The sequence below is a fragment of the Paenibacillus tritici genome (genome assembly GCF_018207515.1).
In the GTDB taxonomy this organism is placed as follows: domain Bacteria; phylum Bacillota; class Bacilli; order Paenibacillales; family Paenibacillaceae; genus Paenibacillus_AQ; species Paenibacillus_AQ tritici.
Genome location: NZ_CP073365.1, coordinates 2,703,643 through 2,728,854 on the forward strand (window position 1 = coordinate 2,703,643; position 25,212 = coordinate 2,728,854).

The 25,212-nt window shown below is 51.8% G+C and carries 22 protein-coding genes and 1 tRNA gene; 15 read left to right on the forward strand and 8 right to left on the reverse strand.

Annotation, left to right across the window (positions count from 1 at the left end; genetic code table 11):
- Positions 1–128 precede the first annotated feature (128 nt).
- Complete coding sequence (locus KDC22_RS11350; RefSeq protein WP_209990913.1) at positions 129–587, reverse strand: YhjD family protein; 459 nt, start codon at positions 585–587, stop codon at positions 129–131.
- Between the two features lie 180 nt (positions 588–767).
- Between KDC22_RS11350 and KDC22_RS11355 the strand changes: the two genes are divergently transcribed.
- The 7 genes from KDC22_RS11355 to KDC22_RS11385 all read left to right on the forward strand — a co-directional run bounded on the left by KDC22_RS11355 (position 768) and on the right by KDC22_RS11385 (position 8,087).
- Positions 768–851 (forward strand) — tRNA-Leu (locus KDC22_RS11355).
- 473 nt (positions 852–1,324) lie between these two features.
- Positions 1,325–2,227, forward strand: coding sequence for a ketopantoate reductase family protein (locus KDC22_RS11360; protein WP_211723078.1), 903 nt, complete (start codon positions 1,325–1,327; stop codon positions 2,225–2,227).
- Between the two features lie 326 nt (positions 2,228–2,553).
- Positions 2,554–2,961, forward strand: coding sequence for a hypothetical protein (locus KDC22_RS11365; RefSeq protein WP_211723079.1), 408 nt, complete (start codon positions 2,554–2,556; stop codon positions 2,959–2,961).
- 208 nt (positions 2,962–3,169) lie between these two features.
- A complete protein-coding gene (locus KDC22_RS11370; protein ID WP_211723080.1) occupies positions 3,170–4,516 on the forward strand; it encodes a citrate transporter in 1,347 nt (448 codons plus the stop codon).
- A 52-nt stretch (positions 4,517–4,568) separates the two neighbouring features.
- Positions 4,569–6,683, forward strand: coding sequence for a hydantoinase/oxoprolinase family protein (locus KDC22_RS11375; RefSeq protein WP_246553470.1), 2,115 nt, complete (start codon positions 4,569–4,571; stop codon positions 6,681–6,683).
- A 49-nt stretch (positions 6,684–6,732) separates the two neighbouring features.
- Positions 6,733–7,410 carry a hypothetical protein gene (locus tag KDC22_RS11380; protein ID WP_211723082.1) on the forward strand — a complete coding sequence of 226 codons (678 nt, stop codon included), beginning with the start codon at positions 6,733–6,735 and terminating at the stop codon, positions 7,408–7,410.
- 8 nt (positions 7,411–7,418) lie between these two features.
- Positions 7,419–8,087 (forward strand): GntR family transcriptional regulator, encoded by a 669-nt coding sequence (locus KDC22_RS11385; RefSeq protein ID WP_301953207.1) that lies wholly within the window; start codon positions 7,419–7,421, stop codon positions 8,085–8,087.
- A gap of 117 nt (positions 8,088–8,204) precedes the next feature.
- Here the strand turns inward: KDC22_RS11385 and KDC22_RS11390 are convergent, their stop codons facing one another.
- From KDC22_RS11390 to KDC22_RS11400, 3 genes are all read right to left on the reverse strand, one after another.
- Positions 8,205–9,353, reverse strand: coding sequence for a DUF2812 domain-containing protein (locus KDC22_RS11390; RefSeq protein ID WP_211723083.1), 1,149 nt, complete (start codon positions 9,351–9,353; stop codon positions 8,205–8,207).
- The gene (locus tag KDC22_RS11395; RefSeq protein ID WP_246553472.1) at positions 9,350–9,721 is read right to left on the reverse strand and encodes a PadR family transcriptional regulator; all 372 of its coding nucleotides are present in this window, start codon (positions 9,719–9,721) and stop codon (positions 9,350–9,352) included. Before KDC22_RS11395 ends, KDC22_RS11390 begins: the two co-directional genes overlap by 4 nt.
- A 75-nt stretch (positions 9,722–9,796) precedes the next feature.
- A complete protein-coding gene (locus tag KDC22_RS11400) occupies positions 9,797–10,510 on the reverse strand; it encodes a DUF7002 family protein (protein ID WP_425517057.1) in 714 nt (237 codons plus the stop codon).
- 50 nt (positions 10,511–10,560) lie between these two features.
- Here KDC22_RS11400 and KDC22_RS11405 point away from each other — a divergent pair, with 50 nt between their 5' ends.
- On the forward strand, positions 10,561–11,466 hold the full coding sequence (locus KDC22_RS11405) for a GNAT family N-acetyltransferase (protein ID WP_211723085.1): 906 nt from the start codon (positions 10,561–10,563) through the stop codon (positions 11,464–11,466).
- 244 nt (positions 11,467–11,710) lie between these two features.
- Here KDC22_RS11405 and KDC22_RS11410 read toward each other — a convergent pair whose 3' ends face one another.
- The 3 genes from KDC22_RS11410 to KDC22_RS11420 all read right to left on the reverse strand — a co-directional run bounded on the left by KDC22_RS11410 (position 11,711) and on the right by KDC22_RS11420 (position 15,019).
- On the reverse strand, positions 11,711–12,556 hold the full coding sequence (locus KDC22_RS11410) for a YihY/virulence factor BrkB family protein (protein ID WP_173137718.1): 846 nt from the start codon (positions 12,554–12,556) through the stop codon (positions 11,711–11,713).
- 63 nt (positions 12,557–12,619) lie between these two features.
- Positions 12,620–13,804, reverse strand: a complete 1,185-nt coding sequence (locus KDC22_RS11415; RefSeq protein ID WP_246553474.1) for an anaerobic sulfatase maturase — start codon at positions 13,802–13,804, stop codon at positions 12,620–12,622.
- A gap of 24 nt (positions 13,805–13,828) precedes the next feature.
- Positions 13,829–15,019, reverse strand: coding sequence for an ROK family protein (locus tag KDC22_RS11420; RefSeq protein ID WP_211724000.1), 1,191 nt, complete (start codon positions 15,017–15,019; stop codon positions 13,829–13,831).
- A gap of 243 nt (positions 15,020–15,262) precedes the next feature.
- On the opposite strand from KDC22_RS11420, the gene KDC22_RS11425 reads away from it, so the two are divergent.
- Positions 15,263–15,874 (forward strand): chromate transporter, encoded by a 612-nt coding sequence (locus tag KDC22_RS11425; RefSeq protein WP_343222038.1) that lies wholly within the window; start codon positions 15,263–15,265, stop codon positions 15,872–15,874.
- 13 nt (positions 15,875–15,887) lie between these two features.
- Entirely contained in the window at positions 15,888–16,421 is a 534-nt protein-coding gene (locus tag KDC22_RS11430; RefSeq protein ID WP_211723087.1) for a chromate transporter, read from the forward strand.
- Between the two features lie 86 nt (positions 16,422–16,507).
- Here KDC22_RS11430 and KDC22_RS11435 read toward each other — a convergent pair whose 3' ends face one another.
- The gene (locus KDC22_RS11435; protein ID WP_211723088.1) at positions 16,508–18,046 is read right to left on the reverse strand and encodes a sulfatase family protein; all 1,539 of its coding nucleotides are present in this window, start codon (positions 18,044–18,046) and stop codon (positions 16,508–16,510) included.
- Positions 18,047–18,149: 103 nt separating this feature from the next.
- Between KDC22_RS11435 and KDC22_RS11440 the strand changes: the two genes are divergently transcribed.
- From KDC22_RS11440 to KDC22_RS11460, 5 genes are all read left to right on the forward strand, one after another.
- Complete coding sequence (locus KDC22_RS11440) at positions 18,150–19,028, forward strand: AraC family transcriptional regulator (protein ID WP_343221978.1); 879 nt, start codon at positions 18,150–18,152, stop codon at positions 19,026–19,028.
- A gap of 75 nt (positions 19,029–19,103) precedes the next feature.
- Entirely contained in the window at positions 19,104–20,906 is a 1,803-nt protein-coding gene (locus KDC22_RS11445; RefSeq protein ID WP_211723089.1) for a sensor histidine kinase, read from the forward strand.
- A complete protein-coding gene (locus tag KDC22_RS11450; protein ID WP_246553478.1) occupies positions 20,907–22,502 on the forward strand; it encodes a response regulator transcription factor in 1,596 nt (531 codons plus the stop codon).
- A 135-nt stretch (positions 22,503–22,637) separates the two neighbouring features.
- Complete coding sequence (locus KDC22_RS11455; RefSeq protein ID WP_211723090.1) at positions 22,638–24,212, forward strand: extracellular solute-binding protein; 1,575 nt, start codon at positions 22,638–22,640, stop codon at positions 24,210–24,212.
- Positions 24,213–24,242: 30 nt separating this feature from the next.
- The gene (locus KDC22_RS11460; RefSeq protein ID WP_211723091.1) at positions 24,243–25,202 is read left to right on the forward strand and encodes an ABC transporter permease; all 960 of its coding nucleotides are present in this window, start codon (positions 24,243–24,245) and stop codon (positions 25,200–25,202) included.
- Positions 25,203–25,212 lie beyond the last annotated feature (10 nt).

Sequence of the window (25,212 nt, forward strand, 5' to 3'; positions counted from 1 at the left end):
GACGACAAAGTCTAATCAAACCACTCCCCGTCAACGTATCATATATTGATCTGCACCCGCACCAAGAGCCTCGTCCAGAATAGGACGAGGCTCTTATGTCAGCAGTACAATCCATTACAAGGTGCGGCTTAGATGGTCATGGCCAACTGTTCAACCTGTTCTTCTCGGGGAAGGACGGAGGCAAGCTCTGCACCCAGTCCGAGGTAGGCGCGCATACGCTGCATCATCTCATTGCGGAAGCCGGGCCAGAGAATATGGATCTCACCAACATAGCCCCGGCAGTTATACTCGGCGGTAACTCCGCGCTGATCCTGGCGCACAGTGCTGATCTTGAGCTGGCTCAGGGTAAGCTCCCGGGTAACCTCCTGCAGCATCAGGGATGTCTTCTTGGTAGCGCTGGATACCAGCTCCATGTAGAGCTGGGGAGTCTTGAACAGACCGCTCTTGCCGATGGCACGGCAGTCCCGTTCAAATACTTTATGAATAAACGTTAGCAGCAGATAGCTTCTGACCAGGGACAATTCATCTTTGGTTATATTCTCAGGGATTGTTGGTGTATTTAGGGGGTGTCTCTTGGTAATCGCCATTATAAATCACCTCATTTATATTATGCGAACCTTTGTTCTCATTATACACCGAATACGCAAATAAAAGCAATATTTTACTTGCAATTTATGGATAGCAATTTACAATAAAATAAACTTGACTCCATAATTCTGACATGGTAAGATCTATCTTGTGACTGCGAAAGCAAGTCAACCGAATATGCGGTCATGGCGGAATTGGCAGACGCGCTGGCTTCAGGTGCCAGTGATAGCAATATCGTGGAGGTTCGAGTCCTCTTGACCGCATCGCAGATTATAAAGGCCCGTTCATTACCCTAGTGGGAATGGACGGGCCTTTATTGCGTTTATTTTCCTTCCCGTCTTCGCTGGTGCGGCATCTTCATTCTTTAGTATAAGTCGTAATCCCTCTTGAATATAAATTCTCCGCTAACTTGATGAATTCCTCTGGGGGTACATCCTTATCTCTTTGGAGCCAAAGACGAAATAAAGAAAGGGTCGTCGTCAGATAGAACTCAATGAAGTACGGCGTTAAGGAGTGGTCTGTATAGCTCACAAAAAACTTCTATAAACCGTTGTCTTGTTTTCTCCGTAACCTGGGACTGCTTGTTCATGTTTCCCTCCTGCTTGTGTATAAGGTATCATCCGACAGATATAAAAAAATTGATGATTGATCAAGGAATCCTAAAGCTTTATGATCACATCATACAACATGTTGTTGGATAATCAAGAGGGAATATTAATAGGCAGGAGTGATTGTAATGTCAGTACAACAAAACAGAATTTTAATTTTCGGTGCGGGTGTCATCGGGAGCATATACGCAATGAAGTTTATGGAAGCCGGGTTTGATGTGAGCGTGTTTGCACGTTCAGACAGATTCAGACTTTTAAAAGAAAAAGGCCTGCAATATAATGACAAAGGTACAGTCAGATCGATTCCGGTGAAGGTCATTGATACACTCGAAAATGACGATATATACGATTTTATTTTCGTTACCGTCCGTTATGACCGGGCCGAATCCGCGTTGTTAGCGCTAAAGGATAATCAAAGCCCGAATATTGTTACGATGACCAATAGCCCGATTGGGTTTTCTTCGTGGCGGGAGATTGTAGGGGATAGACTGTTACCGGCTTTTCCGGGCTTCGGCGGACAGATTAAAGATGGAGTTCTGTATGCCCGGTTTGCACCAAAGTTCCTCATGGCTACCGCATTTGGAGAAATGAATGGTGCAGTGACGCAGCGGATCGAAAGTCTCGCAAGGGTATTCCAAGCAGCAAAGCTTCCTTACGCCATAAAAAAGGATATGAAGGCGTATCTAATCACTCATTCTGTATCAGACATTGCTCTGCTGGGCGGTTTGTATTCCGGCATTCGGGAGATTGACCCTATAACACCGGGAACCAGAAAGACGGCACGCAAAATAACAGTTACTTTAAAAGCGTATCTAAGGGCAATACAAAAAGCTGGTGTTGCTGTTGATCCGCCCGTTTTTAAAATAGTCCCCAAACTCCCAAGCTTCATGCTGGATGTTCTCTTCATTGCATGGCTGCGTACGAAAATGGTTAAGGATATGCTGCTGCCGGATTATGCGAATGCTGCGAATCAGGAGGTTGTGCAGCTACAGAATGATCTAACGAAATTTCTATCTATGCAGAACGGCTGATGAATCGTTTGTTCCGGTATTGTAACCCGTCTGTTTAATATTCGCTTCCAGCGGATGGTAAGGTGCCCTAACGGTATAACCAACCCCGGCGAAGCTTCAGTTATCCTGTGGATCGAAGCTGCAGCGTTTGAGTTGACAAGAGTAGGCGAATAGAGTTCTAGTGCATCAGTACCCTTGTTGACTGACTTGGAGAAGCCCTTGCGACCGGCCGATACCGGATCATTGTAATCTGAGCAATTAAAACCTGCAAAAAAGGGTTAAGTGTATAACATAACTGCTGTCTGTACAACTAACTCTGTCTCAATCAAACCAAGGAGTGAGCAACTATGAGCTGGGATGTATTTGTCATGAAAGAGAAGTACGATTTTGAAGCGACGGAGGAAGAACAGCCCCCGGTGCCTCCCCTGGGGCAACGTGATGAAATCATTGAGAAGCTGACCCGCCGCCTTCCGAACCTGGATTACCGGGATAAGGCTTGGGGCTTCCTTGAAGGCGAGGGGTATTCGATTGAGTTCAACACAGGTGATGAGGAGCTTGTACATTCCATCATGCTGCATGTCCGGGGCGGGGGAGCGGTGATGGAGACGATCCGGTTGATCTGTGAGACACTGGAGGCTTATGCGCTGGATACATCGGATTCCGGCTATATCGACTTTGAGCAGCCTGAAGCAGCGGAGCAATCATGGAAGGGATTTCAGCGGTATCGTGACCAAGTGATTAACCAGGATAACTGAAGAGTATGGAGGTGAACAGAGGCGCAGGATGGATCACATCTGCAGCCTCTGTTTGCGTTTTGAAGGGTTTGGAAATAACATGCAGAAGGGTATTGACGCCTAATGAAGTCGCATGTTAATATTTTCACGAGACAAACTAACATGTCAGTACACCTATATAGCATGTTAGCATGTTATTTTATTTGATCCTATTACAGGAGGTTATTTTGTGGATGTGGCTAATGTTGTAATCGGTTTCATTATGGTTTTATCATTTTTTGGATTGGTGTGGTATTGCGTTAAGGGGTATAACCTCATGGTGGGCTTCTTCGTCATGTCGGTGCTGTGGACCTCGATTGCCCTGATCGGTAATTCCATTCATCCCACCTCCGTGATGGAGGGCAAGACGTTCATTGATGTCCTGACGAATGTGTTCCAGACGGGGCCGGAGAACTACGGGAAGGCGATCCTGGTTAATATCTTCTTCGGTGCATTCTTCGGCAGAGTTCTGATCGACACCGGAATTGCCGCGACCTTAATCCGTAAGGTAGTAGAGCTGGGGGGAGACAAACCAAGAGTCACCATGTCACTGCTGTGTATAGTTACCGCTGTAATCTTCACATCCATGACCGGCATCGGTCCGGTAATCTCCATTGCTGTAATCGTGTTGCCAATCATGTTGTCGCTCGGAATTCCTTCACCGATTGCCTTGTTCTCCTTCATGGGCTCCATTATGGCGGGGATCTTCGGGAACATCGTGAATTTCAAGCAATATCAGGCTATCTTTGCCACAGCCAATGAAAGTTATGCCAGCTACGACTATAATACATATTTCAAATTCGGCATGATTGCGATGGCTGTATCCCTGATTGTTGTACTGGTTGTATCGAACGTGATGATGAACAAAAAGATCTCAAGAGCCTGGGCTGCCACGCCGGATACCGGCGCTACGAAGGATGCGCCTGCCATCTCCTGGATTTCCATCATCCTGCCGGTCATCGGCGTGGTGGTGCTCAAGGTACCGATTATATTTGGCTTCATCTTCGCCGCATTGTTCGCCTTGCTGACCTGCAGCAAGTTAAAGGGTGGTTTTGCAAACGTTTGCAGAATGCTGTCGAAGCAATTCTCGGACGGAGCCATTGATGTGGCGCCGATGATCGGTTTCTTGCTCACCCTGTCGATGTTCAACAATGCAGCCACCTATGCTTCGCCCTATTTCAAAGAACTGCTGGATGGTGCGATGCCGCAGACAGCGTTATTGCTCTGTATCGTATTCGCCATCCTGACACCGCTCGGCTTCTTCCGCGGCCCGATGAACCTGGTCGGCTCCGGTTCGGCGATTCTGGCCGTAGTCGTTGCAACGGCAGCCTGGCCGGTGCAATTCCTGTATCCGTTGTTCGCCATTACTACAGTAGCACCGCAGCACTTGGACGTAACCCAGTCCTGGGTCGCCTGGGGCTTCGGCTATACGAAGGTTCCGGCCAAGGAATACATGAAGATGTCGATTCCTACAGGCTGGATCATCGGTATTATCCTATGCGCGGTCGTATTCTTCATGTACGGCAATCTGGTGTAGCATATTTTATAATGAAGAGAAACGGAACAATCATATGGGCAAAATGGTTAGGATGGGTATCGACGTAGGAGGAACACATACCAAAGCAGTGGCCATCGACAATGCGACACATGAGATTATCGGAAAATCATCGGTCAAGACGACACATGATCATGCCACAGGCGTAGCCGCAGGTGTGGTGAAATGTTTCCAGAATTGTCTGGAGGAGAACAATATCCGGCCGGAGGATGTAGTGTTCGTGGCACACAGTACAACACAGGCGACCAATGCGCTGATCGAAGGCGATATTGCCCAGGTTGGCATCATTGGCCTGGCGAAGGGCGGTCTTGAAGGCTGGCTCGCCAAACGGCAGACCAAGCTTCAGAATATAGATCTGGGCAACAGCAAGGAGATCAAGATTTATAACAGCTTCCTTAATGTTAAAAAAATGTCTGAAGCCTCCGTGCTGGCGGTCATTGATGAGCTTAAGCGTCAGGGGGCACAGGTGATTGTGCCTTCCATGGCTTTTGGCGTAGATAACGGGCGGCCCGAGGAACTGGTCTATATAGAAGCGGAGAAAAAAGGGATGCCGACCACCATGGCCTCCGACATTACGAAGCTGTACGGGCTGACCCGGAGAACCAGAACGGCCGCGATTAATGCAAGCATTCTGCCGAAGATGCTGGATACGGCCAATTCAACAGAGCGGTCTGTCCGGGAAGCCGGTGTCCATGTGCCGCTGATGATCATGAGAGGCGACGGCGGCGTGATGGAGATCAGTGAGATGAAGAAGCGGCCTGTGCTGACCATGCTGTCGGGTCCGGCTGCCTCGGTTATGGGATCGCTGATGTATCTTAGAGCCTCTAACGGAGTGTACTTCGAGGTTGGCGGAACGACGACCAATATCGGTGTCATCAAAAATGGCCGCCCGGCCATTGACTATTCCATCGTCGGCGGCCATCCGACTTATGTCAATTCACTGGATGTGCGGGTACTCGGCGTTGCCGGCGGTTCGATGATCCGGGCCAATAAGAGCGGTGTGGTGGATGTCGGTCCGAGATCGGCGCATATCGGCGGTCTGGATTATTCGGTCTTTACGGACCCGGAGAAGATCAAGGGAGCGCAGGTCGAGTTTTTCTCGCCGAAGCCTGGTGATCCTGCAGATTATGTAGCGATCCGTCTGGAGAACGGGGAGCGGGTGACGATAACGAACTCCTGCGCGGCGAACGTGCTGGGCCTGGTGAAGCCGGAGCATTTCTCCTACGGGAATGTGGAAGCTGCGAGAAGGGCGATGCAGGCGCTGGCCGATTACTGCGGAACGACAGCCGAGGATATTGCCAAGCAGATCATGGAGAAGGCCTATGCCAAGATCGAGCCGATCATCCTAGCGCTGGCTGAGAAGTACAAACTGGAGAAGGATCAGATCTCCCTGGTGGGTGTCGGCGGCGGGGCAGCTTCACTGATTGTCTATTTCTCGGAGAAAATGGGCCTCAAATACAGCATCCCGGAGAATGCAGAGGTCATCTCCTCCATAGGCGTGGCCTTGTCGATGGTCCGGGATGTAGTCGAGCGGATTATTCCTTCCCCTTCCAAGGAAGTGATTGCCGCCCTCAAAATGGAAGCCATGAACAAGGCGATACAGAGCGGAGCGACACCGGAGAGCATCGAGATTCATATTGATATTGATCCGCAGACCTCCAAGGTTACAGCGATTGCTACCGGCTCTACGGAAGTCAAGACGACCGAGCTGCTGAAGGAATGTACGGAAGAGGAATTGCAGGAGCTGGCGGCACAGGATATGCGTATCCCTGTCCAGCGGACAGTGCTGCTAGAGAAGACCAGATATGTGCATATTTTTGGCGAAAAGATGGATAAGGCCGGTGAAGCCGGTGCGGTCCGCATCCTGGACACCAAAGGGTTCATCAAGGTGCAGAGAGGCCGGGCGATGGCGCTTAAAACCACGGCCGGAGAGTATCTGAATGCCGTCCGTAAGCTATGGGAGGCGATGGCCGTCTATCAGACGGAGCTGATCGCAAGGCCTGACTTTTACCTGTGCATCGGGGCCCGCGTCATGGACTTCACCGCTTCGGACTTTGAACAGCTGGAGCTGCTGATGGATATCGAAGTATCCACGTTCGAGCCGGACACCGAGATCATTGTCGTGGCAGCCAATATCAAGCAAAGCTAACGGCCGTAAAGAGTAAGACAGGGAAGAGGACACAGGGGGAGGTATGCAGGTGAAGAGGAAGCTGGGAGAGATGATGGATGATTTGCTGCGGGTTGACGATGAGGCTTGGGGGATGTACGCCTTCTCCAGAGATATTCTGAACCGGCGCATTCCGCCTGTGACCAAGATAGAGATGCTAGGGCGGGCCAGAGCCTGCGGGATTGAATACGCCCGGCGGATGATCCGTGACTATGGCACCAGCGATGTCCGGGAGATTGCCGGGAAGCTGAACCTGAAGCTGGAACTAAGGAGTGCAAGCATGACCGGCAAGCGGGTGCTGTTTGCCAGCTATACGCCTCCGGACAAGATTGAAATTATGGAAGAACCCGTGCTCAGGGCGGCGGAGCTGGTGCGGGCGGAACAGCCTGCTCTAGTTGAACTTTTTCAGCAAGCTGGTATAATGAATACTATCCTTGGCCACGAGATTTTTCATGGTGTAGAAGACCGGTATGCACAGGAAATATACACCCGGACCGAGCGGATTCTGCTATGGAAGCTGCTGGGCCTGAAGAATTATTCTACTATACGCACCTTAAGTGAAGTCGGAGCCATGGCCTTTACGCAGGAATTGAACAGACTAAGCTACTCGCCGTTTATTCTGGATATTCTGCTATATTACAGCTACGATTCAGCCAGTGCGGAGATCATATACCGTGATGTACTAGGAGTGAGTTCAGGGAAGGTGTAGGGAATCCGTTGAAGATTATTAATAACAGTAATTCACTAAATGATGTAACTTACAATAAAATAAAAGAAGACATCATGAATATGACGTTGGAGCCGGGAATGGATGTCAGTGTGCAGAAGCTGTCGGAACGTTATGGCGTCAGCCGGACACCGGTGCGTGAAGCTGTAGTCCGCCTTCAACAGTCGGGACTGGTGGAAATATATCCTCAGCGCAAAACCGTAGTCTCCAAGATTGATCTGCAAAGAGTGCGTGAGGAATGGTTCATCCGGACCTCGCTTGAATCCGCGGTGATTGATGAATTCATCCGCAAGTGCAGTGAACTGGTAGCAGATACGATGCAGGAACTGATTAATAAGCAGAAGAAATATATGGATAAGAAATATTTCAGAGAATTCTATTTCAAGGACAACCGCTTCCATCAGCTGATCTTTCAGACGGCGGGGGAGGAGTTATCCTGGTTTACCATTGAAGAAGTAGCCTCCCATTATAATCGCATCCGTCTGCTGTACGGCAAGATGGAGGGGGTGCAGCCCTCCGATATTGATAAGCATGTGAAGATGGTCGCGGCTACCCGTAAGCGGGATGTGGAAGGGATGCGCAAGGTTGTGATCGAGCATTCCAATACCCTTCTGGACCGGGTTCAGAGCATGTCCAAGTTATACCCGCAATTCTTCTGATCATAGACCGGCTGTCATGTTAAAGGCGTATACTGAAAGCTTTCTCCGTATGGAGGGGCTTCCGGTATACGCCTTTTGTCGCGAACTAACCAATCCGTCTCTACTTGTTCAGCCGTTCTATAGCTTCTTGAGCCGCCGGTAATACAGCCAGGTTCTGACCGTAAACGAGCCGAAGATAAGGATGCAGAGGAACATCAGTGATGTGTTCCATGCCCGGGAAGCGGTGATTCCGTCTTGCAGCATCCCGTCAATAAATGCCGTCACATTCAGGCTGTAGAGCAGAATCATGGGCAGGAACAGCAGGGTATAGCTGACGGCAATTTTGCGTGCGTGCTTCAGGCGGTGGTACGGATCACTGTAGATTTCCGGCTGCTGCGCATGATCCGTCTGCTCCCGGCTCCAGATGGTCCATTTCTGCAGGGAAAAAGGTGAGCTATAGACCTTATTCCAGCCTGCCTGGCGGTGCAGTTCGACATACTCCTCATCGCCAATGACCTGATAGTCGGCGTGATACTTCATTTGGCGCGGACTGCCTTGGCTGAAATGGAACAGGGTTCCTCCCAGGCCGACTTTGTACAGATTCCAGCCCAGCCGCTCCTTCTCCTCCAGCCATTCCTCCAGCCGGTCGGGAGCGTACATCCAGCCTAACTTCAGCCGTGTCATCGTAATGCCCGCTGGCTTCTGCTGTTCATGAGTCTTCTTGATATCCTCATGATTCAATTGGAACCCCTTGCTGGCCGCCCGGAGCTTAATAATCGAATAGATTGCAAGGATAAGCAGGATCACAGCCAAGGCTGCTGCGGCCCAGGTAACCGCCCACAACGGGCTTTTTTGCGTCTGCATAGGAGTATCCTGGGTCAAGGAGAAGCCTAGCGCAATCAGCGGGATCATCGCAATGAGTAATAAGTACACCAATATTCCCATGAAAATATAGGAGATCTTGTGGTTCCGCCTTAAGACCTCCTTGCGGGAAGGGTACGCCTTAATCTGTGACGGCTGCCGCTCATTCTCGTAGACGGTCCATTTGCCTTGCTGCAGGCGCTCGCTCCAGCCTTCAGCAGCCAGATAGGATGACATGGAAGGCTGGGAGGAGGGTCCATACCCGATCTGATAAGAACGCTGTACCGGTTGAGCTTGCCGGAAGGTGAACCGCCGGAGCAGCAGGCTGCACTCCGCCAGCACCCAGCCCTGACTTGCCATATCGGCCAGCCAGGCTTCTGACTTGGGCAGGTCATAACTCCAGAAGGGCCGAAATACCCTTTTCATACAAATTCCTCCTCACTGGTAATGGCATTGCGGTGAAGTTCCTTCAATCTGCTGATTTCTGCGCGCATTACTTCTTTCCCCAGGCTGGACACCTCGTACACCGTCTTTCTCTCTTCATCGGCGAATACAAAGATCAGTCCGTCCTTGTTCATCTTCGTCAAGGTTCCGTATACCGTACCGGAGCCCAGTCTAAGCCGCCCTGCAGACAGCTCCTCCACATGCTTGATGATTCCGTAGCCGTGGCGGGGTTTGGTCAGGGACAACAGAATATAGAACGCCGTCTCTGTCATCGGCACATACTTTTTCAGCACTTTATCCGTTGCGGACACCACGATCACCTGCTTCGCCAGTTCATTGTGCATACTCATGGCATATGTCTTGCCGTGACTATGTCATAACGTGACTATATCACGGTGTGACATAAAGTTCAAGGCTGAGGGCAATTATAGCGCCGCCAGCTCGAGCGGCTGGCAGACAGGCTGCCAGATCTCGGGCACATGCTGGATCTCCGAACAGTAGACCGCCTGTAAATATCGGCTGAGCGGGGAGAGTTGGCCTTCGACCAGGACTTCCTTGATCTCCGAAGGTTTGGTAGGGATATCCCTCCTGGATATGGACATGAACTCTGCAAGGGGCAGCAGCATCCCGCAGCTTTTGTGGTAGGACATCCGGTGCGGGAATCTGGGCGAGCTGCCGGAATCATATTTGGACAGCCTGATCCGGTCAAACTGACCGGTGAGCAGCTCGAGAGCGGAGAATTGGAGAATAGCAAACGTTTCGTCCGGTTCCCGGCGGGAGTACATGGCCGCCATTGCGAGGCAATCCCGCCAGGTCGGCCAGAGGAATACATGGCGGTCAAGGCAGCGGCGGAATTCTTCAGGCGTAGTGTACGGGTCCATGGCTTCAGGCGTGATGCGCAGATGGGCGTTCAGCATGGCGGTTTGGCCGCCGTATTCTACCTGGAGGGTAGTTGTCCGGCGTAATCCGGCAGCATGTCCGGGACTTAATACGGCTGGAGCATATAAGGCGTCAAGCGCAGCCATGGCCGGCAAATTGCGGGCCCGGGTGAAGTGGTATAACGAGGTGCGGAGCGGACTTTTGGTTATTGCTGCAATCAGTGCTGGATTCGTGGGCGTATTTTTCCTTTGCGGGAGCAGAAGTTTTTGATATTTTTATAAGATACAATGGTACCGAAAGGATGAGACGGATGAAGGTTGAATTACTTAGTCAGAGCAGGGTGGAGGCATTTTTGAGCTTTTGCCGGAAGCACCGGGGGGAGCTGGATGATTCTTATCTGATTGATGAGGAGCTTGCCGGGTTCGAATGCTCCCCGGACAATCCTACGTATATTATGGCCGATTCTTCGGGGGGAATTACAGCGGCAGCTTCGCTCATGCTGAATGATTACGCCCGCAGGGGACGGAAGGCCAGATTCAGAATCCTGTATGCGGAGACTGGGGATGTGAATGTATACGAGTCCTTGCTGCGCGCAGTACTGCCTCATACGGCAGGAATGGATCAGTTGAATCTGTTCGTTCCGGTGGCAAATGCTGCGGCAATAGAGCTTCTGGCATCCGTCCGGTTCGCAGTGCAGCGTTACACGTATATCCTTGTGAGGGAGCAGGGGGAACCTCCTGCGCTGAGCTTGCCGCCGGGCTATGAGATTCTTCCCTTCCGCAGCGGGGCGGATGAAGTGGTCTGGTGTGAGGTGCGCAATGCAGGCTTCGCCAGACTGCAGGGCAACGAGACACCGGTCACGCCTGCTATGGTGCAGCAGATGATCTGCGGAGCAGACTATATCGAAGGCGGTCTACTAATCTTGTATCATAACGGAACAGCTGTGGGTATCGTACGCGGCTCCGCTGATGAATACGAAGAGGCTCCTGCCATGAGTATCGGCCCGCTGGCGGTATTACCGGAGTATCAGGGGAGAGGGCTGGGACGGATTCTGCTTCAGGCGGCGCTGCGGTTTGCGGCTGAGCAGACGTATTCCCGTGCCGTTCTGTGTGTGAACGCAGAGAATGAACGGGCGCAGGCTTTGTACACGGGAGAAGGCTTCAGGCAGGCGGAGGCTGTGGCGTGTCTGACTTATTCGGTGAGTGCAGAAGGATAGTAGGGGCTAAGTAAGAAGTACTAAAGAAAAAAACAAAAAGCAAAAGAAGCGGAGGGGAAATTTGGAACTGGAGGAGCGGTAGCGACCGCCTTTGTCACCGGATTTCCACCGCGAACAGCGGTATGAATCAAGAAATCTGGTGACAACAGCGGCTGGAAGTCCAAATTTCACCGTAGTGACGACGAAGCTTCAAGTTCACAACTTAAGTGCGGCTTATATAGATACTGCACTGTGATGAAGGCAACTATTTACCATCCGCCTTGCGTTTGAGCAGGACCGCATTAATCTCGCCTCCGGCAAGAATGATAAAGGAGCTGATATACAGCCAGATAAGCAGAACCGTTACGCCTCCGAGACTGCCGTAGGTTTTGGTGAAATCGCTGAATTGATTGACGTATACAGAGAAGAGGACTGAGGTTGTAATCCAGCCGATCGTTGAGAACAGCGCACCGGGCACGACTTCGCGCAGAGCCAGCCTCCGGCTGGGGGCGATCCAGTACAGCAGAGTGAAGACTATGAACATTACTAGCAGCGGAATAGCATATTGCAGCAGATCCCACAGCTTCTGGAATCCGTAGGGCAAGTCGATGAGCAGGAAGACCTGAGTTTTGAGCCAGGTACCAAGGACAAGCAGCAGAATACTGAGCAGAACGACGAGACCGATCGTCAAAGTAGCGAGCAGGGCGATGCCCCGTATTTTCCAGAAGGCTCTGCTCTCATCAATGTCGTAGGCACGGTTAAGCCCCTTGATGATGGCATTCACTCCTTTGGAGGCGGCCCAGAGCGTTGCCAGCATCCCGAAGGATAATAACGCCTGGCTGCGTCCGGCAGATACATCCTGCAGAATTTCTTCAATAATTGAAATAGCCTCGGCGGGCATGACCTGCTCGAGCTGATGGATTTTGTCCTCAAGGGAGATATTGGCGTACCCGATCAGGGTCATGATGAAGATCAGAAAAGGAAACAGGGACAGGATCAGATAATAGGTCAGCTGTGCGCCTAGACCCTGGACATCATCGGCATTGATTTTAGTCCACAGCTGTTTCATGAAATTGAATGCGCCTCTCGCTCCGCCAGTCTTCGTGTTCATAGAACCCTCCATTACGTATCAGGGTATAGCCTTCGCTCAATATACAAGAATGTAGTCTTCACGCTATAAGTTACCCAATATTTGCCCGTTGCAACCTCGCTGAACGGGTTCCCGGCGCAGCTTGCCTGCCAACTGTCTCATTCTCTCATCGGCATAAGCATAGATACGCATATAGCTCCGGCAAAAATAATCAGGACTGGAGCCGCCTTCTTCCGGATTCCATTTCCGGTTCCGGGGGCATCCGCCATAACACAACGGCTGCCATTCGCAGGATTGACATGGCTCCGGCAGAGCGGGCTTCATCTGGTGAAACCGCTCGTAGTTGGGATGGGCAAGCATATCCGCAATGGAATCCCCGGCAATATTGCCGACCTTCCACTCCTCATTGATATAGAAATCGCAGGGGAAGGCGTCCCCGTTCTGCTCCAGCACGAGACTTGAAGGACATGCAGCGCGGTGAATACAGGATTCTGCTTCGCCGCCCAGGTAGACGCTGAGCATGTTATCGAAGAACCTTACCGATATTTCGGGCTTGCCGTCCTGATACCATTCGTCGAAGGCCTCACACAGGAACTCCCCGTATTCGTCCGCTGTAATCTCATAGACGCCCGGCTGATCCACCTGCTGGGATCTGAAGTCCATGCAGGGAATGAACTGAATGAAGCGGAAGTCCTGCTCCCGGTAGAACGCCATCAGTTCCCTTGCTTTACCTACATTGCCCTTATGAATAACCGTCAATATATTAAAGTCAACCTGATGCCGCCGAAGATGGCCGATGCCGTTCATGACCTGGACATAACTGCCCTTTCCTGCGGAATTCACCCGGCGTGAGTCATGAATCTGCTGCGGACCGTCCAGACTGACTCCGATCAGGAAATGATAGGTTTTGAAAAAAGCAGCCCACCGCCCGCTGATCAGCGTGGCATTGGTTTGCAGGGAATTGCTGATAACTGTATGCGGCGGGGCATACAGAGCCTGGCGGTACACGACTTCTTCGAAGAACTCGTGACCTGCCAGCAGGGGTTCTCCACCCTGCCAGGCGAAGGTGGCACTGCCGGAGCTGCGCTGCATATAATCCTGGATGAATTTATCCAGAATCCCAGAGTCGATCCGGTTAATTGCCGGTCCGGGCTTCCCTCCACAGGTACTATAATAACAATAGTCGCACGCCAGATTACAATCCTCTGAGACCGTCTTCCACATCACACCTAAACCGGAATGAGAACCGGCAGTGCAGCTAAGAGACACAGTAATCTCCTCCTGTCTTCCTATTTATTCAACATACCAGTCATTTAGAAGCATGATAGCCGCTCCTGTGGCTACGGCCTCTTCTTTGAGCTGTCCTTGAGTAAAGAACGGACTGTTCTCGGGCGAGGGATAAGTGTTCTTCCTGGCGACCTCAACCGCTGTGTCGAAGACAAGCTGATGTGCCCGGATCAGGGGTCCGCCCAGCACGACACACTCCGGATGAAGAGTGTTAATCAGATTAGCCAGTCCGATCCCCAGGTACGCAGACGATTCGGTGAATTGTTCAGTAACCAGCTTATCTCCATGCTCAAGAGCTTCAGTTAAGGAGGCAAAGGTGACCCGTTCCGGAGAAATTTCCGCCAGTACGCTGCTGCGCCCAATCTTCAATTGTGTGCGTACACGCTCTTCCAGCGCCGGAACAGACACGAAGGCTTCAAGGGCTCCGTAGTTTCCTTTACCGTGCAGTCTGGGTCCGTTGGTCTGGATAATCATCTGACCCAGCGCACCCTCAGCGCCGGAGGCCCCCCGAACGATATGGCCGCCGGATATCATGGCGAATCTGATAGTTGTTCCGGCATGTACATACAGGATGTGCTGATAGTTGTTGGACTTAAGAGCCCGGTGCTCACCGATGAGGGCACAGTTGGCGCCATTGTCAAGCTTGACCGGCAGGTCAAGCCGTTCCTTCAGCATCTCGCAGATGGGGACGTTGGTCCAGGAAGCGGCCGGGAAGTGCTCCGGCTCCAGAATGATCCCGCGTTCGGAGTTCAAGGGTCCGACAGCGCCTATCCCCATACCCAGAACGCAGCCCGGCGATATGCCGTGCTCCGCCAGAAGAGCCCGGGCACAGTCCGCAACATGATCCGCGAGCAGCGGGGGCGTCATGCTATCGTCCATGGTCCACCGGGTCATTGACAGCAGATTGAAATGCATATCGTACAAGCCAAGGGAAGAATGAATGCGGGAAATCTCCAGCCCGAACAGATACCTGTATGCCGGGTTGCACTGGAACAGGATGGGCTTCCTCCCGCCTTTGGAGGTTCCCAGCCCGGAAGCGATAATTAATCCCTGGGACGACATCTCATCGAGAAGCCGTGTCATACTGCTGCTGGTCAGGGCAAAATCATTCAACAAATCGGCCTTGGAGGCCGTTCCCAGGTAGGAGATGCGGTCATAGACCTGTTTTTTGAGGGAAGCATTAGGGTGGGGCAGCATCAGGCTTATCTCCATTCCAAGTTTATTCGTAGGAATACCTATGATAATTCCAAAATGATTTTTATTCAACAAATAATTGACTTTATACCTTCTAATTATGAAGTATACACAGAATATTTACAATAAAATTCATAACTTTAATCCAAAATGAAATTAATTATGCTAGTATATAAGTAACATCTCTTGAGAGAGCAGAAAAGAATGTAAGGTGGAACTGGAATGAAGCAAAATGCACGCGGAAAAATGAAGTTACTTTGGAGTATTTTTTGCGTATTTTTCAAAATTGGACCCTCCACCTTTGGAGGCGGTTATGCCATGATTGCAACTATTGAAGAAGAAATTGTCCGGAAAAAGAAATGGATGAACGAAGCGGAAATGGGTGACATGATATCCGTGTCCGGTTCCGCTCCCGGAGGGGTGGCCGTAAATAGCGCAACCTTCATCGGCTATCGTCTTGGCGGAGTGGCGGGAGCCGTGGCTGCCGTCATTGCCATAACCCTGCCCACCTTCCTGATCGTGTTCCTTCTCAGCGGCCTCAGGCTTTTATTCAAAGATAACGTCAAGGTAGAAGCCGCTTTGAAGGGGATTCATGCCGCGGTTGTGGCCCTGATCATTGTCGCAGCCGGAAAGATGTGGAAAGCTTCTGTTCTGGACGCAGTGACGTTTGCGCTGGTAGCGGTATCGCTGGCCTTGCTGTTGTTCACGCAGATTCATCCATTTTACCTGATTGTGGGCGGACTGACAGCCGGAGTTCTGGTGGTGCAGTACAATCAGAAACGGGGAAAGAGCATAGTTACAGAGCAGGTGAGAACAGAGGAGAGCCGGGATCTGCAGTTTCCGGAATACTACATTTGAAGGGGTTCATGGGATGCTCTGGGAGCTGTTGTACATTTTTTTCAAAGTAGGGCTAGTATCATTTGGCGGCGGATATGCCGTGATTACGCTGATCCAGCGGGAGGTTGCCGGGCAAGGATGGCTGGACAGCGGCGCTTTTCAGGAAATCGTCTCTTTGGCAGGAATGGCCCCGGGTTCCATCGCCACCAATACCGCCACCCTGATCGGCTACTCCCAGGCGGGGGTGGGGGGAGCTATCGCGGCAACGGTCGGCATTATTCTGCCGTCGCTTATCATCGTCATTGGTATCGCTGCATTCTTCCTGAAGCTGCAGAGCAATAAGTGGGTCAGATCTTCCTTCTACGGACTGCGTCCGATCGTGACCGGCTTAATCCTGTATGCGGCGGTTCATTTCGGATTCAGCGGAACAAGCGGGTCCTGGCTAACCTGGACATTGGCGGGCTCGCTGCTGATCTGTGCCGGATGCCTTCTTCTTATTGCCAAATACAAAGTACATCCGTTTGCTGTGATTCTCCTGTCGGCAGTTGCGGGCATTGTTATATTCTGACTGAATTCATATCATATCCAAGAAAGCGTGAGCGAAGGGAGAAGCCCTTGCTCACGCTTTCTTATTTCTCCCAGGACCGGCCTGCTTCAGGCATGATGTATTCGCGGCATAGGCAGCGGTTCCTTGCCCAGCTCCGCCCAAATATATTTCAGCAGAAGCTCAGACTTCAGCTGCCCGTGCTCCGGCTCGTCCCACAGATTATGAAGTTCGTGCGGGTCCTGCTCTAAATCGAAGAGTTCGCCGTATTGCTGATTGTAATAGACCGTAATTTTGTAGCGTGCATCAATATAAGTCTTCTGGTGAATGGTCGTGGGCTCATGCCGGAATTCGCAAATGGCATGGTCACGCGCCTGATTCCTGCGGCCCAGCCATACGTCCTTCTGATCCACACCAGTCATCGACGAAGGAACGGGAAGATTGGCAAAGGATAAGAAGGTAGGCGCCAGATCAACGAGTGACTGGATCGCATCCGACTGTCTGCCTGCCGGAACCTGCCCGGGATATCTGACGATGAATGGCAGCTTGATTAAATCCTCGTAATGAAACCCTCCTTTGGCCTGCAGACCATGCTGTCCGAAGAAATGCCCGTGATCCGTTGTGAAGACGACGAGCGTGTTATCCGCCAGTCCCAGGTCGTCAAGCTTATCGAGAATGCGGCCGATATATTTGTCCATCATGCTGATCATTCCGTAATAGACCGCTACCAGCTTCTTTTTGTCATAATCCGTCAGGAGCGCCTTATCCCCGTATTCATAATACAGGTGGGAGCGGTAGCCGTGAATGCCGAAGCCCGTCTCCATGAGCTGCGAGAAATCAGGGCTGTCTTCCTGGGTCATGCCGAAATGCGGCGGATTCCGGTCGTGTTCCCCGGGCGTCAGTGAAGGAATGGTCAGCTTGTCAGGGTCATACATCGAATCCCAAGGCTCCGGGACCAGATATTCGGGATGCGGATCAAAGAAGCTGGCCCAGAGAAAGAACGGATCTCCGGACTCTTGATGCTCCTCAAGGCGGGCATTGCTGCGCTCTGCAATCCAGGTGTTGTAATGATACTTCTCCGGAATGGGCCAGGTGTAGGTTACAGACGGGTCCATTGTCCCCGTGGGAGGGAGGAAATAATCCCGCCAATTGGGACAGCCCTGTTCTTCCAGCCATAAGGCATAATGCTGGCCGACATGGGCTTCGTTCGTATGGTTCCTGGCAAGCTCCACATGATCGAATCCGTAGAAGGACTCCTGGAAACCGCTCCAGTAATCCAAGTCCTGCAACAGCGGATAGGCTTCCTTCGATTCATATTCCTCCGTAGACTTCAGGGGCTGGAAATGGGCTTTGCCGATCAGTGAGGTCTGGTAACCCGCTTCGCTGAAATCCTCACCTACCGTATGCCGGTCCTCCAGCAGCTTCGTTCCCAGCGTCCACGCACCGTGCTGGCTTGGATACATTCCCGTAATAATAGAGGAACGGCTTGGCGTACAGGTGGGATTAGGGCAATAAGCGCGGCCGAAAGTGGTCCCTTGCTGTGCCAGCCGGTCCAGATTGGGAGTGGAGATCTCGGACTGGAAGGCACCGATGGTATTCCAATGCTGTTGATCGCTGGTTATTAGTAAAATGTTAGGTTTGCTGGACAATGGTCATCGCCTCCTATTATGATGATAGGGAAAAAACAACGTTTAATAAATAGCCTAATGTTAGGTGTGAATTGTCATTTTGTTAGATGAGAGGGGTGGGGATATGTCAGAAGCGATGCGCAATCTGCAGGAATACGAATATGAATATGCCGAGTTCATCTATTATACGCCGGGCAATCTGGACCGGGAGGGGCAGCTATGGCCGGTCCGTGCGGGCCGCAGCCTGGCTAAGCCGAACTACAGGGTAGGTCCCAAAAGGATCGAGTGTTACAGTCTTCATTTTGTATACGAAGGCAGGGTCGGTCTCAATTATGGAGATCAGCACATCGAGCTGCAAAAGGGTGACCTATTCTGTCTGTTTCCGGACCAGACCTATCATTATTACATCATTCCTGCGGAAGCTCCGCTGCAGATGAACTGGCTTGCGCTGGATGGAAGCAGGGTAATGCCGCTCTTGAAGCTGGCCGGGCTGGTGCCTGAGCAGCCGGCAGCTCCGGGCAAGGTGACATCCCGCGTCCAAGCTGCACTCGAACGCATCCTCGGGGCAATGACCCGGTACGAGCAGTGGGACCCGGCTGTATCCCTTGAGCTTGAGGGACAAATCTGCGAATTACTGGCCGGCCTGATGCCCGAAGCCTTCCCTAAGGTAAGCCCGTCACCTTCCGGCTGGGTATCACAGTGTATGGAATTTATGAACCTGCATGCTACTGAAGGGATAACCGTCCAGCAGGTTGCATCGCTGGCAGGCGTACACCGTTCCTACTTCACTAGTGCGTTTACAAGTCAGGTCGGCGTATCGCCGCAGAAGTATATCCAGAGCATACGCATGGGGAAGGCCAAACGGCTGCTTGCCGAAACCGAGGCCACCATCACAGAAATTGCATTGTCGCTTGGCTATCCCAACCTGTACACGTTCACCCGGGCATTCAAGTCCTATTACAAATCGTCTCCCTTGCATACCCGTACGGCTGGAGACGGATAAGAGGACGAAGGGGTTGCTGAATATTATGAGAGCGCTTACTAGAAGACATTTCCCTTACGGGAAGGAGAGACCGCTATGAGATTCGCAGCGCTGCGCCATAAATTATCCCCGAAGCCGGGGATTCAGGGGAAAATATTCATCGCGTTCGGACTGCTCAGTCTGTTCTCGATCGTAACGGTTACTTCCATTATCTATCTGAATATGCGTGAGACGATTAAGCAGAATGCGATTACTTCGGTTGCGGACAGTATCCGTCAAGCCGACGAATCGCTGAATCATATGTTCGAAGAGATTGATCGTCTGAACACTGTCGCCGTCACGAATAAAAATACGGTCATTGATATATTGCTGAGTCCCAGCGAGGAGATCAGCTACGAGTGGTTTCAGGAGCAAAAGCGGATCAATGAGTTTCTCTCAGGCCTGATTGATTATAAGCCTTATATCACACGCATAGCTGTGATTGGACTGAACGGTAAAGTGTTCTTCACCGGGGGTCCTTGGATTGACCGGAATTTCCTCCAGACAAAAGCGATGGACTACATGCTGAACCATGGGGACCGCCATGCTTATTTCAAACAGGAAGGCAGCACGGATGTGATTTCTGTCGGCCGTGTGATCCGGTACAACAAGGAATCTATTGGCGTCGTAATGGTGGATTTGAACTATGATTTCATTCGGAGTACCTATGGCGTCAAGCCGACAGCGGACAGTGTTCTATATGTACTGGATGAACAGATGGAGCTGGTGTACCCTTCCGGAGCTGCGCCTGCGTCACTCTCCCCGCAAATGCTAAGCACGGTGTATGCTCACCCGCAGCTTGCGGGAACTGCTGTGCAAGAGGCGGCAGAGCAGAAGATCGACGGTAAGTCCTATATTGTAGTCAGCCGCCGCTCCGGGGATACAGGCTGGATTACCCGGGCGCTTGTGCCGCTGGATTCTCTTCTCAGCGAATCGGTGAAGGTCCGGAATCTGATGATTGAAGTATCGGTCATCGTGTTTGCCGCAGTTCTGCTGGGAGCATTGCAGATGTCTTCCCGGACTACGCTGCATATCCGGCGGCTCAAAACGATGATGATGCGGGTGAAGGACGGCAATTTATCTTTTCCGCGTATGGGTATGGACTCCAAAGACGAAATCGGTGAACTTTACACCGTGTTCATTAGCATGATTGATGATCTGCAGCGGCTGATGCAGGATATCCGGATTAGCGAGCAGGCGAAGCGGGAGGCTGAGCTTACGGCACTACAGGCGCAGATCCGCCCCCATTTTCTGTACAATACCCTCAATACTATTAAGTATCTGGCCAAGCTGAATGATGTGCCGAATATCGAGGAGGTATCAGGCTCGTTAATTGAGCTAATGCGCGGGGTACTCGGGAATTCAAGCGAATTCCTTACGCTCAGGGAAGAGCTGGATTATATGAACTGCTATGTATCCATTGTGAAATACAAATATATGGAGCCGATATCGGTTCAGGTTCAAGTGGAAGATGATGATCTGCTGGAGTGCAGGGTGCTCAAGCTGATGCTGCAGCCTATTGTGGAGAATGCCATTCTGCACGGAGTGGTCCCGGCTGCCAAAGGCGGATTGATTCTGATCAGAGTCTACGGGGAGAGCGGGGATTTGTTCATAGAAATTATGGATAACGGGCCAGGGATGTCTCAGGAAACCATGCAGCAGCTGCTTGAATCCGTCAAGGAGGGGAGCGCTTCGCGCTTCAGCGGAATCGGCGTGCGTAATGTGCATGAACGAATCAGCAGGATGTACGGGGAGCCGTACGGTATCAGGCTGTTCAGTGAAGAAGCGCTGTATACCAAGGTGGTCATCCGTTTCCCGGAAATTCGCAGGGATGAACCATCCGCAGAGGAGGCAGGTTGAATGTTGATTCAAGTATTGCTGGTAGACGATGAACCGCTGGTACATCATCATCTGTTGACAATGACGGATTGGCGCAGCCATGGTTTTAAGATTTGCGGGGAAGCCTACAGCGGTCTGACGGCGCTCCAGGCTTGTGAGAAAACGCTGGTGCATATTGCAATTATTGATGTGAATATGCCCGGCATGAATGGAGTAGAGCTGCAACGGACCATCCGTGAGCGGTACCCGGCTGTAAAGACAATCATGCTCAGCAGCTATGACGATTATGATTATGTCCGTGAGTGCCTCAGGAACGGGGCTGCCGACTATTTACTGAAGCACCGCTTGAATGACCAATCGCTAATTTCTGTTCTGAAGAAAGTGGCACAAGAGCTGCAGGAGGAGGCCGTGACCCCAGTCCCCGGGCTGGAGGAGGGAAGCACTGCTGCGGACAGCAGTCCCGGGGATTTACGTGAGCAGGCACTCCGGCTGCTGGCCGGACAGCCGGAGGCTGAAGCTATGTTTGACAAGAGCATGAAACGGAGCGGGCTTCAGCCCGGTGTGGTCTGCTATATGGCTGCCGCTGTCCAAATCGTTCCCTTCCTGTTGTTGACACAATCACGCAGTGACGTACAGATTAACGGTCTGGTCCGGCAGGCGGTAGAGCTTATGCAGCAGAGTCTCGGCGAGCTGCCTGAGCGGATGGCCGTGTATGTTGAGAATGGGCGTCTGGCCGCCCTGTTCGCATTCAGAGAACGGAGCGAGCAGGCTGCAGCGGGTGAAGCCAACCGGCTGATGAGCAATGCCAGCCATTCGCTGGAGCTATTCCTGAATTTGAAATGCACCTATAGCATTGGTCATATGTGCAGCAGCCTATCCAAGCTCGAAGCCAGTTACCGTTCAGCCGAACGAGTTCTCGATCACGCGGCTGCAAGGCAAGAGCCGGCCGAAGCGGACAGTCCGCGTCTCCTGATGACGATCGGGAATCAGAAGCAGCTCCTGCTGGCTATTGAGCGGCTGGATCGGGAAGGGATAGAGCAGTCCATTACGGACGCATTCACCCCTGTTCGGCAGCTTCCGCTTCATTCGCCAAGTGTACAGATGATGGTCAGCGAGCTGCTGGCGATAGGCGAGAAGACTCTGACGCAGGACGAAGACGCAGCTGGCGGATTGCCGTCCCGGGAAGAACTGGGCAATATCAACAGCGTAGCCGGGCTGGAACAGTGGATGAAAGCTTATTACGGAGGCCTGCTGGGCAGGCTCCGCCGCAGACAGTCACAAGGTACCTATTCGCGGCATGTGTCCCAAGCCATTCAGCTTATTCTGGAACGTTATCAGAGTTATATTACGCTGGAGCTGACTGCCGACCTGATCGGGCTTAACCCGTCTTACTTAAGCCGGATTTTCAAAGAAGAGACCCGGACGACCTTTTCCGAATATTTGAACCGTGTCCGAATTGATGCCAGCTGCAGGCTGCTCGAAAGCGGCAAATACACTGTGAAGCAAATTAGCAGCCAGGTTGGGTTCACGACGTATAATTATTTTTTCAAAGTATTCAAGGAGCTGACCGGTACGACGCCGCATGCTTTTGTAAGCCGTCAACCTGCTGCGGAGTGAAACAGTAAGATAAGTGTAGTAAATAGTCATATATGTAGAATCCCCCTCTTCGCTGGCCCGGATATAATAAAACCACACCAAGGGAAGCGCTTACACCCAAGGATCAGTGAGATATATAAGGAGGTTGTACCAGACATGCGCAGACAACGAAATCAAACGGCGGTCAGTCTTATGGTCATTGCCGCACTGGCAATGGGCGGCTGCAGTTCGGGAGCGGGCAGCAGCAACAAAGAGGCTGCACCTAAGGCAACAGCAGATCAATCCGTGAGCAAGGACGGATTCCCTATCGTGCAGGAGCCGGTGAAGCTGAGCATGTTCACCCGGATTGCGCCCGTCAACGGACCGTTCAAGGACATGCCGGTCTTTCAGGATTATGAGAAGCTGAGCAATGTTCAGGTGGAGTTCACCGAAGCGCCGACAGATGGCTTCCAGGAGAAGAAGAATCTGCTGTTCGCCTCCAACGAACTGCCCGATGTCATGTACCGCTCCGGGATCACCCCACTGGAGGCCGTCCGTTACGGCTCGGGCGGCCAGCTTATTCCACTGGAAGATCTGATCCGGGACTATGCCCCGAACTTCAACAAGCTGATGGATGAGTATCCGGAGATCCGCGCGGGCATTACGACACCGGAAGGCCATATTTACGCGATTCCGGGTATCGTTAGCCTGAGTGCGGCGCGGACGGACAAGAAATGGATCAACCAGGCCTGGTTGAAGAAGCTGAACCTGAAGGTGCCGGAGACGACGGATGAGCTGTACGATGTGCTGGTCGCCTTCCGTGATCAGGACCCGAACGGCAACGGTCAGAAGGACGAACTTCCACTGACTGCCCGCGTCGGACTCAGTGTCGCCACGATGATGAGCGGATCGTTCGGACTGGATCAGCAGTTCGGTTATAACATCAACCTTAAGGATGATAAGGTCGAAATCTGGATGGGCAGCGAACGGAACAAGGAAATGCTTATGTATCTGAACAAGCTGTACGCCGCGAAGCTGCTGGACCAGGAAGTATTCTCCCATACGGAGGCCCAGTTCCTGGCCAAGCAGGGCTCCGGCTTGACGGGAATGTTCTTCGACCAGACGAATAACAATTTCCTGCCGATCTCGGATCAATACATCGGCATCGCGCCGCCGGCAGGTCCGCATGGTGACCGGATGCAGAGCCAGACGTCTCCGATCCCGCGTGACTTTGGGGCGTATGCCATTACTTCCGTCAATAAATATCCGGAAATCTCCATGCGCTGGATCGACTATTTCTATAGCGATGAAGGCTCGACGCTGCTGCGGTTCGGGCGGGAAGGCGAGCATTATGAGCTGAAGGACGGAATTCCGTATTATAAGCCAGAGTATTCAACCTCTGAAACTCAGCCCAAAATCACTCCTTATGCCGGCGGAGGGGCGCCGCATCTGATCAGTGAGCATGTAGCTTCTTATATCAATCCGCCTCAGGTGCAGGAAGCGCAGAAGGCGCTCGACCCGTATATGCCGGAAATCCGCTATGCCGCTCCGATGTTTGACGAAGCGACAGCCCAGAAGGTGAACATGCTCCGGAATGATATTGACAAATATTACGAAGAACAGAGCACGAAGTTTATCGCCGGCGCACTCAGCTTCGACAAGTGGGATGAATTCCAGTCGACCCTCCAAAAGATGAATGTCGAGGAGCTTCAGCAGATTTATCAGGAAGCTTACGACAAGATGGATAAATAGGCAGATCCTCTTGGATAGGAGCGGATGTTCATGAATAAGACGGAAATCCCTAATACTGCCGCAGCGCGCCGGATCCCTCAGGAGCCGGGGCGCCGTCTGATCAGGCAAATCGCCAGGAGATACGACTTGTATCTCATGCTGTTAATACCGATCACATGGTACCTGGTGTTTCATTACGGCCCGCTCTACGGGCTGCAGATCGCGTTCAAGAATTTCAACCCGGGCAAAGGAATCCTTGGCAGCAGCTGGGTGGGCTTCGAGCATTTCCAGCGTTTCTTCGACTCCTATTATTTCTGGAGACTTCTCTGGAATACGTTGTCCATCAACCTGTTCTCCCTGCTGATTGCTTTTCCGGTTCCGATTATGCTGGCCCTGCTGATCAACGAAATCGGCAGTAAGAGGTACAGTAAATTACTGCAGAACGTTACTTATATCCCGCACTTTATCTCTGTTGTTGTTATCGTGGGCATTCTGACGGTGCTGCTCTCCCCGAGCGGCCCGGTCAACATGCTGATTCAGGCGCTTGGCGGAACGCCGACCCGGTTCATGGAATCGGCCGCGTGGTTCAAAACGATCTTCATCAGCTCGAATATCTGGCAGAACATGGGCTGGCAATCCATTATATACATCGCTGCGCTTAGCGGAATTAATCCGCAGCTGTACGAAGCGGCCAAGATGGACGGCGCCTCCCGTATCCGGCGGATCTGGCATGTCTCACTGCCTGGAATTGTCCCTGTGATCGTCATTTTACTGATTCTGGACATTGGACAGTTCATGAACATCGGCTTTGAGAAAATTTTGCTGATGCAGAATAATTTGAATCTGGAATCAAGCGATGTGATTTCCACTTTTGTATACACCACCGGCATTCTAAAGGGCGAATACAGCTATACTGCCGCAATAGGGCTGTTCAACTCCCTGATTAACCTGACGCTGCTCCTGCTGGTGAACCGGTTTGCGCGCAAAACGTCGGATACGAGCCTGTGGTAATGGAGGAGGA